The organism is Spirosoma endbachense, from assembly GCF_010233585.1.
GTDB lineage: Bacteria > Bacteroidota > Bacteroidia > Cytophagales > Spirosomataceae > Spirosoma > Spirosoma endbachense.
Window position 1 is genome coordinate 345,870 of sequence record NZ_CP045997.1, and the last position, 12,276, is coordinate 358,145.

General features: G+C 45.8%; 11 protein-coding genes. All 11 read right to left on the minus strand.

Annotation, left to right across the window (positions count from 1 at the left end; genetic code table 11):
* Window positions 1-11: 11 nt before the first annotated feature.
* The 11 genes from GJR95_RS01285 to GJR95_RS01335 all read right to left on the minus strand — a co-directional run bounded on the left by GJR95_RS01285 (window position 12) and on the right by GJR95_RS01335 (window position 12,268).
* Window positions 12-2,981 carry a PQQ-dependent sugar dehydrogenase gene (locus tag GJR95_RS01285; RefSeq protein ID WP_162384165.1) on the minus strand — a complete coding sequence of 990 codons (2,970 nt, stop codon included), beginning with the start codon at window positions 2,979-2,981 and terminating at the stop codon, window positions 12-14.
* Between the two features lie 553 nt (window positions 2,982-3,534).
* A complete protein-coding gene (locus GJR95_RS01290; RefSeq protein ID WP_162384166.1) occupies window positions 3,535-4,452 on the minus strand; it encodes a PhzF family phenazine biosynthesis protein in 918 nt (305 codons plus the stop codon).
* Window positions 4,453-4,487: 35 nt separating this feature from the next.
* Window positions 4,488-4,790, minus strand: a complete 303-nt coding sequence (locus GJR95_RS01295; RefSeq protein WP_162384167.1) for an ArsR/SmtB family transcription factor — start codon at window positions 4,788-4,790, stop codon at window positions 4,488-4,490.
* 134 nt (window positions 4,791-4,924) lie between these two features.
* On the minus strand, window positions 4,925-6,310 hold the full coding sequence (locus GJR95_RS01300) for a LapA family protein (protein WP_162384168.1): 1,386 nt from the start codon (window positions 6,308-6,310) through the stop codon (window positions 4,925-4,927).
* A gap of 99 nt (window positions 6,311-6,409) precedes the next feature.
* Window positions 6,410-7,483: a hypothetical protein gene (locus tag GJR95_RS01305; protein WP_162384169.1), complete on the minus strand. Its 1,074-nt coding sequence runs from the start codon at window positions 7,481-7,483 to the stop codon at window positions 6,410-6,412.
* Window positions 7,484-7,792: 309 nt separating this feature from the next.
* A complete protein-coding gene (locus GJR95_RS01310) occupies window positions 7,793-8,557 on the minus strand; it encodes a hypothetical protein (protein WP_162384170.1) in 765 nt (254 codons plus the stop codon).
* Window positions 8,558-8,567: 10 nt separating this feature from the next.
* Window positions 8,568-8,996, minus strand: a complete 429-nt coding sequence (locus GJR95_RS01315) for a hypothetical protein (RefSeq protein ID WP_162384171.1) — start codon at window positions 8,994-8,996, stop codon at window positions 8,568-8,570.
* Window positions 8,997-9,009: 13 nt separating this feature from the next.
* A complete protein-coding gene (locus GJR95_RS01320) occupies window positions 9,010-10,251 on the minus strand; it encodes a sulfite oxidase (protein WP_162384172.1) in 1,242 nt (413 codons plus the stop codon).
* Window positions 10,252-10,352: 101 nt separating this feature from the next.
* On the minus strand, window positions 10,353-11,642 hold the full coding sequence (locus tag GJR95_RS01325) for an adenylosuccinate synthase (RefSeq protein ID WP_162384173.1): 1,290 nt from the start codon (window positions 11,640-11,642) through the stop codon (window positions 10,353-10,355).
* A 151-nt stretch (window positions 11,643-11,793) separates the two neighbouring features.
* Complete coding sequence (locus GJR95_RS42725; RefSeq protein ID WP_198424798.1) at window positions 11,794-12,051, minus strand: HNH endonuclease; 258 nt, start codon at window positions 12,049-12,051, stop codon at window positions 11,794-11,796.
* Window positions 12,038-12,268: a hypothetical protein gene (locus GJR95_RS01335; RefSeq protein WP_162384174.1), complete on the minus strand. Its 231-nt coding sequence runs from the start codon at window positions 12,266-12,268 to the stop codon at window positions 12,038-12,040. Before GJR95_RS01335 ends, GJR95_RS42725 begins: the two co-directional genes overlap by 14 nt.
* Window positions 12,269-12,276 lie beyond the last annotated feature (8 nt).

Below are 12,276 nucleotides of genomic sequence, written 5' to 3' on the forward strand. Positions count from 1 at the left end.
TCAGACAATTGTCATTGGCTAAGCTTCAATTTCGCGTTGGTACCAACAAGCAGTTTAATTCCGCTACTAAAGGTTACTTTCGAGGCAGATGCCGTAATCTGGTTCGGAATACTAACAATGTGGTTCAATTGCACAGCATCCGTGCTGTTTGGAATCCGGTTGCATGACCAGACCGTAGGGTCGTTCCAGTTACCAGTCTTTAGGGTGAACATGGTACAGACACCGGTGTTAATGGTCACGGTAGTAGACGCCGTTAAACTGCCGGGATCAGTTGCCACAATAGTGAACACATAAGTGTTTGCCGCTGTTGCAGTACCGCTTAAGACACGTGTTGTTTCATTGAACGTTAGCCACGCTGGCAGGTTGATGGCACTATAGGCCAGCGTTTGACTTTCGGGGTCTGTAAAAGCAGCTACTGTATAACTAAAAGGCTGATTCGGCAGAATTGTCTGAACAATCTGGCTAGGAGCAGTGGGCGGTAAGTTTGGAATAGCACTGACCTCAACTCCACCATTCCAGGTATTCCCCACGCGAGTGTAGACCCGGAAATAGTATTGAACTAACGGATTCAAATTGGTTACCGTTACGCTGGTTCCTGTGCCCCGATAAACTACTTTTCCTCCTTCAATTGGTGAACCGTTGCCCGTAAAACTGGCAACCGCCGTATACGATGTTCCATTGGGCACGTCGGTAAATCCAGTCCCTTCCCTGGCGGCAACCAGTATCTCATCAAATAAAAGTTCAGGGTTTATCCAGCTTACCTGAACAGCACTAAGCTGACGAGTTGCTGTTACATGAGTTACTAATGAACTGGCTGAATTGCAATCGGGATACAGCGTAACCGATTGAGTGGCCGTTAACCCGCCATTATCGGTTACTTTCACTGAAAGCAGGTAAGAATAGGTTTCATTGGGGCTACACCCTACCGGCGAAACCGTTATAACCGGGCTTGAGCCAGTAAGAATAGGTTCTGGATGCGTGTGATTATTATGCTGGAGCTTCACCTGCCATTCATACGTTAGGCCGCTGAGATCCGTATCGGTAACATTCGCCTGAACCGTGTAGGACGTGGGTTGACTCATCGTGTACAACGTGCCAGGGGCTGGGTTCGTGATTTGAACTGCCGGGGGGGTATTATTCACCGATATAATGATCACTTTGGGAATTGACTGTTGCCCCTGATTATCAGTAACAGTCAAGCTGACAGTGAACTTCTGCACTGCTGTGTTCGAAAAGACATGAGTGGGGTTGGCAACTGTTGACGTTGTTCCATCACCAAAATTCCACAAATACGTTAGCGGTAAACCTTCCGGATCGACGGAGTTTGACCCCGTAAACTGAACGTTGAGGGGAGATGGCCCGTAAGTTACGTTTGAGGATGCGCTGGCTACGGGTGGTTGATTCCCTCCATAACTAATTCGCGATATTGTTCCCAGAATCTGGACATAATAAATGGAACCATCGCGTGGGTTCATCTTCATATCCACGATACCCGTTTCAAAACTATAGGGTGCAAAGTCTCTCACTTCATGAATTTTATGGTCGCCTTCATCATGTAATTCCAGATTTTTGATCCAACCCATGCTATGGTCGGTCAGGAAGTACGTGTTTTTATAGTCAGCCGGAAATTGGTTGCCCGTATAATACACACCACCTATCGCACAATACCCATAAAACGATGTTCCGGCAGGGGCACCGGTTGTTCCAATTATCCGCGTAATGGGTGTTGTTCCGTTAAAAGCAGGAACCCGAGTTATGGCATTAGGACCATGACTGTAATCCAGGGCCGGACGGGAGTGGGTAAAGCGACGAAGGGCAGGATTCGGATCATCGATGAATGACGTAGGCTGAACACAAAGGCTTTCAAACGTTGGCTGACCAGGTTCATCGAGATTAGGAACGTTGGTCCCGTTATAGGATATCGTTGGTTCCAGCCCTTCATAGACCGGCCAGCCGCAGTTAAGCCCGGCCTTATCAACTATATGGAAATCTTCGATTTTATACCAGCCTACATCGGCTATGAGCAATGTGCCTGGATTGCCGTCGCTGGCAGTTGTGCTGCCCGTACTATCCTGCAACACCATTCGGTAGGGATTGCGTAAACCTAGTGTCCATACCCGCGATTGTGGAGAGCGGGGGTTTGCCGGATCGTAGAAGGGATTACTCGATACGCCGTTACCTGTGGCAGGATCAAGGCGTAGAATTTTACCGCACATCGAATTGACCATCTGCGAACGCATGGCGCCAACATTCTCGTTAGCTCTCATCATGTTGTAATCCAGCGATTCCTGAAAGAAAGTATCACTACGGTTCCCCACATCAACACCTTCATGATGACCACCATCACCCGTAGCCAGTAGCAAGGTGCCATCGCGACCGAATAACAGTGTGCCGCCTGCGTGCGATTCGTAGGTGACAGGAACACCGGTTGTTATTGACTCGCCCAGGAGAACATGCCGACTGTTGTAATCAGTTGTGAGATTACCACCCGAATTTTGAAGGTGATACCGTGTTACACGGCTGATTGTTGCATGCCTGTACAGATTAGCAGTGCTACTGTATTGCGGAGTACCATAGTACAATAAGTAATGGAGATCAACTTGATAGAATAAGTAAATCAGGCCATTGGTTTCATAGTTTGGATCAAAACAAATACTATGCAGGCCGAAATCATTCCAATCACCAACTTCTTCCTGTATATCCAAAACGGGCGTAGCCTGCCGGACATAGGAGGTTCCATTCCAGGTTGATACCCAAAGCAGTCCTTTTTTTTCCCAAACAAAGAATTGATTGCCAGTACGACTAAAGTTCATCCCGATCGGGGTTGTATAGTCCTCCTGAACTACATTTTTAGAAAAGCCTGAGGGAAGCTGGGCAAAAAGGCAGGTATTGGTTAATGACAAACCAATGATCAGCGCTAGAAGCCATGAAAAAGTAGAAAGTTCACGAATAAAACGGTGATAGCCCAATGAGTGTAGCATATAAAAATGTGGAATAGTCATAAATGAAGCTTATATCCTGCGTATTGACAGCAAGAAATGTATAAGTTCATACTAATATTATGGCATTTACCGACCTGGTAGAATGGAGTGTGTAACTTTAATGCAGGATGAGTCGTAGCGGTAGCAGCCCAGGCCACAGTTAGAAAGTTGGCGTTCTTAGGTTGTCAAGCCGAGTCTTATTTGCCTGGCGGGACTTTGTTTCTAGGCTGTTTAATTGAAAGCGTTTGGTGAAAGAGCCAGTAAAGAGTTGTTCCATTTTTGCGAAAAGTTAAGGGATAAAGCAACTATTTTATGAAGTAAGTTAAAAAAATATAAAAAACAAATGAAATTCAATAAGTAAGAGGATCGTATTTTTAGTAAATGACAACTAATGGGTTTCCCATATACTTATGTTGGTATTTTATTTTGGATTTTTACAAACCTTTCATGGAGTAATTCCAGTCCAGCGCTTTGTACACAATGAAACCCAGAAAAGATTGCCAGATACCGCGACCAATATAATTTCAAGTTGAATCAAATCAACAAACTAGCCCTAAAAATACCAGACTCCTTCTGAAATTAATTTATTTTTTCCACCAACATTAATTTCAAAATGACCATCCTGTACGTTTCCATTGAGATATAAATAGGATTTCCTGCCCATTTGAAAACCCTGCTCTACAGTCACATTAATTTCTGCGCCCTCATGGGTTAACAGATAGGCAAGAAAACACCCATTTGCACTTCCCGTAGCAGCGTCTTCGGATAGTTTGTTATTTTCAATTAAGAGCATTCTCGTATTATATGAATTGCCGGTTTCATACGCTTCTTTTGTAAAGAAAAACAACGAAGTTGAATGGCCAGTTTTGCTATTCGTCCTGTACTTATTTTTTGATATCAGGAAATCTTTAAATGCCTGATAAGTAAGGTCGAGGCTTTCCATGGCTGCCAAATTTTTAAGCGGGACTAAAATGTAAGGGAGCCCCGTACTAATTTCCTGAATGGGAAGCAAAAGGTCTAAGCTAGAGAGTTCAATATCAAGCCCTTCTGCAATCTCCTGGTGAGTAAATGTATCTCTGAATTCAGGCTGAGCCTGTCGCATATAGACGATGCTTTCGTCGAGATTATTGGGTTCAGGAATTGAAATTTCCAGATCACAATGAGCTAATTCTAACGTTAGTTTTGGTGTTCTGGTAGCTAGTAGAAATTTCGAAATAACATAGCTGGTTCCTATTGAAGGATGACCCGCAAACGGAACTTCATGGTCAGGCGTAAATATCCTGACTGCAAATCGACTATCATTTTTATTTTCTTTGATAAAAGTGGTTTCTGCAAAGTTTATCTCTTTGGCAATTTGCTGCATTTGTTTTTCAGATAACCGATTCTCCAGGTCCAGGAAAACAGCTAACTGATTTCCTTCGTATTTATTGGAAGCAAAAACATCGACTATATAGTAATTAATTCGTTCCATGTATGGTGAAATTATTGATGTAAAAGTGTTAAAAATTATAATTCTAAAACTAGTTGGGTAAGATAGGCTTTAATATTTTTTTCATCTCTTCGATAATAGGTCCACTTGCCGTGCCTTGTTGGAATGACAAGTCCAGCCTCCTGCAACACCGATAAATAATGCGAAATGGTTGACTGCGATAGGCCTGTCTTTAGCTGAATATTTTTCACACAGACGCCATCATCAAACCCCTCCACCTCAACATGAGGGGGGAAATTAGCCGCTGGTTCTTTAAGCCACTTCATAATTTCTAACCTGACATTGTTAGAAAGGGCTGCATTCACTTTCAGAATATCCATACTGCAAATATAGATCTATATATCGAGAATTATCGAAATGTTTAGGCATTGTTAAAACCATTTGCAAGTATTAAAGCAAAAACGCTCGCTTACAGTTTGAGGTAAGCGAGCGTTTTTAAGCTTTTTATGTAGGTCTACATGTCATCCGACAGAAACTTCCGGATTGTTTGATAGGGCCGTAATCCCTGCGTTTTACCGTTGGTATTTTTATCCGGATTGGCACCATTTGGGCGTGGTTCGCCGGGCCGATTACTGCCATTGACCCGGTTGCCATTCTGAAGTGAAAGCATCTCCTTGCGAAGTTGCCGCTGTTCTTCGTCGCTCAAACCCGTACGGGTCGCTTCGCCCTGTCCATACCCATCGTTAAAGTTGCTGATGCGACTATCAGTCTGGGCTAGTTTCAATTCAGCCAGTAGCTCGTTCAGTTCATCAGCGGCCGACTGGCGTTTTTCTTTTAATTCGTCAAGAATTGGTAGCAGATCCAGATTGTGTTGAAGCACGTTCTGTTGTGTCCGTTGTTCGGCCAGTTGCGCATCCAGGGGCGCTATTTCCTGATTTAGTCGTTTGATTCGTCGACGTAGTTTCCATAGCTTAACATCGGCTTGTAGCCATCGGAACCAGAAAGCAGCTAGTACCGGCAACGCGATACCCAGGCAAACAGCACCGGCCAGCGCAAACAGAATTCCGCTTAAAACGAATGATAACAATGCCCACGGGCTATTGACAAGCGCCAGATTCAATTCGCTCGATTCACTTAATTGCTGCTCAATTTTACTCAGTGTCGACGGACTGAGCGTCTGCGTAGCGGCTGTGGGATCGGTATTTAGCTGAAGCTGACGAACCGATTTATTAATGGCTGCTTTGAGTTGGTCTGTGCGATAGGCTTCATAACGGAACCAACCTAGTACGGCAAGCGTCAGCACTGAAAAGAGAGCCAGTGCAATTTTGAAACGCTCGTATTTGCCCCGATTTTTCTCTGGGTTTTCCTGGTATGGCTTTTCGATCAGTCGGTCGTAAGCAGGTTTTAGCAGAATCGATACCATGGCCAGACCAACTGCAAATGCCCAGGCTTCGTTGGTATTGCGAATGTTTAGCGCGTAGGCCACAATCTCATGCGAAATAATCAGATCACCCGCCAAAAAGGAAATTCCGGCAACCAGAAACAAGAGACCTGCTAACAGTGAATAGTCGGGAGCTGCTTTCGTTCGGCGTTCGCGGAGGTTGTCGCGGTCCGCTTCCAGCGCCAGCCGGTCGGATTCGCGTTGTTTAACCTGCTTGTCCAGGCGTTCAACCTGAAGGGCGTGGTTTTGCAATTCGGCATAAGCCGTACGACGGGCTTCGATTGCATCCGCCAACTGACGGTCAGAATCCGTTACTTCCGTTCGCTTTTCCTGAATTCGATCCTGAAGCCAGTCTGTATTGACCTGACTTGACAGATATCCTTCGTATGTTTCCCGGTTAACACCTTCAACACCACTTGTATAGCCATGCTGAAAGTCGGGATTGTTTGTTGGTTCCATAAATAAGTAAGATAATAAACTATGAATGATGATTTTAGCGCACTAGGTATGAGTTAAGTATTGAATAGAAATTAAGTATCATAAGTCATTATTCATCATTCATAATTCGTTAAACATTGATTCCCGCTGTTGCTCTGAGAGCCTGTTGCGGATACTGCGAGCGAGTTCATACTCGCTCATAAATAGATTAACAAGCTGATCGCGCCTGGTGTTCAATCTGGCCAGATCAGTTTCCAAAGTAGTCAGGGCTGTAACAACGGGCCATTTTTGCGTTCGGATGCTATCAATCTCCTGATCAAGCCGTTCGATCTCGGCTTCCCAAACGGGCAAATTCTGTTGTTTGTCAACTAACAACTGGCGATTTGCCTGACTAATACTGATTCCATTTTGTAGAAGGGTTACTGTGCTAAAAAGCAGTTTCCCCGCTAGTAGAAATAGGAAAAATACAAAAATAAATAAGGCTCCCGCCTGCCATACGGTCTGTGTTTTCAGGGCTTGCGACAGTACAAATACCGACGTTGCCAGCGGTAATCCTATTTCTTCAATCACCCGTCGACTGGTCAGGAGTGTACTTTCCTCATAAAAAAACGATGTGCGACCGAATAAATTGAACATACCTGCCAGAAACACGCCAATAGAAATCCAGTGATTTGGATAGGCTGGCTCCAGGGTTTCGTCAATCAGGTAAAATGTTCCAATGCTCATACCGATTGCCAGCATAAGGCTTACTGTCGTTCGAAGCAGGCCGTTGGGTGTAGATTGACGGTCACTTACACTTTTTAGTTGGTCTTGCAGCACCAGAATGCGATTTTCACGCTGCCCAATCAGCAAATTTAATTCGCCAATTTTTTCGATGTATTGGTTGCGTTGTTTATCGAGCGGAATTGCCTGCTGCTCGAAATGTGCCCGGATTTCGGCGACTTTCTCCGTAGGCTGAGCATCGGCCAACCCGAATAATACGCCTTCATCACGCAATGATTCTTCGCTGGTGAGCCAATAGGGTAATGGCTCATTGGAGATGAATAGGGGAGGTGTTTTATACAGAGTCGCCTGAATTTCAGGCTGGCTCAGTAATTCAGGTACATTAGGTTTCTTGATAACAGGTACAGCAACCGGGCGGGCTGGCGCTGGGATGGGCACAAAAAGCGAGCGAAGGCGTTTGATAAACGTCATTAGTCAAACCCAAAAATGGGTTGGTGGGTACAATGGGTACTAGTGAAACGGTGGTAAATACGCGAATAGTGCCCCAATAATACAAATATCAATCAATTATACACACCGAAGAATGATGAGCGGAATGCCGATAAATCGCCTGTTGACATCTATTCTGGAATTAACTCCCAGCTAGAACGATAAACGGTCTCCTTGGTAATTTACTAGAATAGGAATTTGGATAACTGGCAACTGTTCACACTATCTGGTTTGCTCAACGAGATAGAAGACCATCCTTCCAACGGGTGCCGGGAATAGGTAATTAGCCAGTTAGCGCTGTAAAAATATTCGCTGGAGAGCACCCCAAAGCCGCTTCTTAAGATTCTGATCGGCTTCGATGGTAGGAAGCGAGTCAGCCATGAGGAACGTTATGCCAAAAAAACGAATGGGTAGGTATCGATCCATCGCAATATCCAGATGAATACGATTGAAGGGAACACCGAAGGTTATGAAGTGATGAATCTTTTTATCCTGAACCAGCTCAGCAAAGTCGAGGTCACGAGCGCCGTGCAGGTTCAGTAAATCTACCCCGTCGATATTAAGATTGACGGCCTTCAGAATTTTCTCCAGAAAGAGCAGATTGCTGGGATCCAGTTCTTCATCGGCCAATAACAAAACTTTGTGGTTGAGTTGGGGCATCCGGACTTGCTGAATCGGGGGTGTAACCGATGGAGCCGTTGGGCGTGGATTTACCTGAGGTAGTGGTTCTGGTGTCGTAATTACAGATACAGGTTCAGGCACACTAATTACCTCAAGAGCAATGGCAGTCTCACTAGCTGGTACTGGTATGATATCGGGTGTTGTAGATGCTGCCGGAGTGGGTATAGGAGCAGCCGCCAACGCATCAAGTTCTGCCAGCAAGTCAGTACTAGCCAGTAAAACAGGTATATCAGTGGTTTCCTCCGAAAGGCTAATAACTTCGTCGGCTACCTGGGTTGGTATGGAGGACTCGCTCCCCAAATTCCAGGAGTCATTGGCCACCCGGAATAACTGGTCATTCTGGTAAAGCGTCTGATAAAAATTCTTTGCTGACATTCGCTGATGGTTATCGTCCGGTTTCCAGTTTATGCCACTTTACGTTCTTCAATGGTTCGCGCCGACCGTCGAACGGGCGTTCAATTGGCCCATAATGTTTAACGAGATAAGCAAGAATAACAGGCTCAGATTCACCGAGATCCCAAAGTTTCTGCGTGCGCTGCATCCATCGGATGCGTTCAATCCATTTGTCCCGCGAAAAATGACTTTGCAGGATCAATTTGCTCGAATGACAAGCCGTACATTGAGCTTTCACAAGCATGAACTGATCATCGACGGCAAGGCCGGTCTCCGGATCGGTTTTTACTGAGTCCAGATGCACAACCTGAACGACTGGTTGGTGTTCAGGGTATTTTGCTAATAAGCCAATACGTGCTGTTGCCGATAATAGCCCTGCCAAAATGACGACGAGTACCAATAATTTGTTGCTTGCTTTCATCCCGTTGCTTTCGTTACCCAATTTTTACCGCAATTCGATGGCAGGCATTGTTACAGTATCCCTCCGGATTCCATTGGGGCATAACCATTGGCTGTGCTACACCGGCGCTGTCGGTGGCTCGTGCCCAGATTTCGTAATAGCCCGATTGAGGAAGCTTTACTTCTGCCGTCCACTGTTGCCAGGCAAGCCGGTTTTTAGGCGGTTTCAGGTCGGCTTTTTGCCAGGTTGCGCCAAAATCAACCGATACAGCTACATCTCGCACCGATCGGTCGCCTGCCCAGGCATGGCCACGAAGGGTAAGCGATTGACCTTTCGTGAGCATAGCACCCGTTTGCGGGAATGTGATAATCGATTTGACGGGCATCGATTCAATAATCCGAAACTGATCTTCGGGGGGATCAACACCGGGTTCAACAGGGTTGATCGGCACTTTATAACTTTTGCCCGTCATCTTGGCACCATCGTGAACTTTGTTGCGGATGGCTATCGTATGCAGCCACTTCCCGGACGTAGACGCAGGCCACCCGCCCACGACCAGTCTTAACGGTGCGCCGTGAACCAGCGGAATATCCTGCCCATTCATGGCCCAGGCAAGTAGCGTTTCATCTTCAAGGGCTTTCCGCATCGGGACGCCCCGGGAGATCACTTCTTTTTTCGGGTCGAGGCTTATGTGCAGATCTTTTCCATAATACCCAATGTACACCGCATCATCTTTCAGGCCAACGTCGGCCAGAACATCTTTTAACCGAACCCCTGTCCATTCTGCACAGCCGACACCCCCGTCTGTCCATTGATTTCCTGCCGTTTTTGGGAAATAACCGGCTCGCCCATTTCCCGCGCATTCCAGCACCAATTGATAGGTATAGTGCTTGAAGCGTTTCTTTAAGTCGTCAAGTTTGTAGGTTTTGGCTTGTTTAACCGACTCACCATTAATGGTTAGTGTCCAGGTCTCCGGATCAATCTTTTCTGGAATCAGGCCATTATTCCGAATAAAGAGTTTGTCGGCGGGCGTAATGGCATCATCGAGTAGATGGGCGGGGGTTTCAACATTCCAGGGCTTATCGTTCAAAACGACCAGTCCTTTATTTTTTGTGGCCATTGGATCAACCTCGAAGGCCAGCGGGAGATAATGTTGGGGTAATCGATCAGCAAAGACGATGTCAGTCCCAATCAGGGTAGCAAGCGTAGCCAGAGAGCTTTTTTTGAGAAAACCCCGGCGGTCGAAGTGATTATGAGTTGGGTTAAGGAAAGCCATGTACGTAGGAAAGTACCGAATTGATGGATCAAAATTACATAAAAAATGCCAGCCTCTGTTTATCCAGTGAGGCTGGCAAGGTATACTCTATCGCAGACAGCTCAGTGAATGCCTACTGCCTGCCGGTAGATGATGGCTTCGCGATCGGGGCTGGTCGAGATAAAACTAATCGGTAACCCAAGTGATTCTTCGAGGAAGCTGACGTAGGTTGCCAGTTCGGCCGGCATCTCATCGAACGAATGAATATTCGCCAGATCAGTCTGCCAGCCTTTGAATGATTTATAAACCGGAATCACCGCTGTATCGCAAAGATCATAGGGTAAATGCTCGGTTGTCGTACCATCGGGAAGCTGATAATGGGTGCAAATCTGAATTTCATCGAAGATATTCAGCACATCTACTTTCATCATCACCAACTGGGTAACACCATTGATCATAATGGCGTATTTCAGGGCAGGCAAATCGAGCCATCCACACCGGCGGGGACGCCCCGTTGTGGCACCAAATTCGCGGCCTTCCTGCCGGATACGTTCGCCCGTTTCATCAGAGAGTTCGGTAGGGAAGGGACCACTGCCAACCCGGGTGCAATAGGCTTTAAAAATTCCAAAGACCTCACCGATTTGACGGGGAGCTACACCTAGCCCGGTGCAGGCACCGGCCGTCATCGTGTTCGACGAGGTTACGAACGGATAGGAGCCAAAATCAATGTCGAGCAGTGATCCCTGTGCACCCTCAGCCAGCACCTTGCGACCATCACTTAAAGCCTGATTGACTTCATATTCGCTGTCGGTCAACTGGAATTGCTTCATAAACTCCACCGCGGCAAAAAAATCAATTTCAGCCTGAGGAAGTACCGAAGCATAATCGAAATTATTCTGCTCCAGTATGACTTTATGAATGGCTACCAGCTTACCATATTTCTCCTGAAAATTAGGTGACAGAATATCGCCGACACGTAAACCCTGTCGGGCCACTTTATCCTGATAGGTTGGCCCAATACCCCGAAGCGTCGATCCAATTTTCGACTCTCCTTTGGCTTGTTCATAGGCCGCATCCAGCAGACGATGGGTTGGAATAATGATTGACGCTTTTTTCGAAATCTGGAGATTTTTCGTCAGTGCCAGATTGAACTTAGCCAGCCCGTCAATTTCTTTTCTGAAAACGATGGGGTCGAGTACAACGCCATTGCCAATAATATTCAGGATATCATCCCGGAAAACGCCGGATGGGATCTGGTGTAAAACATGCTTGAATCCGTTGAATTCGAGCGTATGCCCGGCATTTGGGCCACCCTGAAAACGGGCCACAACCTGATACTGTGGCGCCAGCACGTCCACGATTTTGCCTTTTCCTTCATCGCCCCACTGGAGGCCTAATAAAACATCTACCATTTAATTGTCAGATTGATAATGAGTTCGCTCGTTTGACCGCTCTTCATCATTGAACTTAAATATAATAACGGTGACTTTTCCGATGACCGTAACCGGCTCAATTAAGGCACCTGATAAACGAAAGTGTTCAGCCCAAAAATCCATTCTTGGATTAAAAAAAACGCGTAATCTGCATTGTCTCCCAGTCGATGGAAGCAATGTCACTGCCCTTATTTCGATTACAATCCGGACAGGAATATGTTAAATTTGCTTCATTACTGGAACCCCCATGTTTCAGACTAATTATGTGATCGACTTCATATCCGATGAACGAGTCTGCTTCCGGTAGTAAGCAATATTCATAACTATATCCGGCTCGTAAAGCAACCAGTTTTCGGACAGTAAGTGGAACATAATTACTGCTTGACATACTGTCGGGCTTTAATCTTTGTCATCCGAAGTATATGCTCAAGCTGTAGAAATTGATCTAGTTTCTTTCGTTCTTCTTCCGATGCAATACCTGCTTTCTCTTTGCTTAGGAGACTGTAAAAGTAATCATGAGTTTCCTCCGATGCTTTAAATTCCGCAATAAGTTCAGGTTTAATGTTTGCAACAATGAAGTCAATAAACCCGGCATAAACATTCATAGTACAAT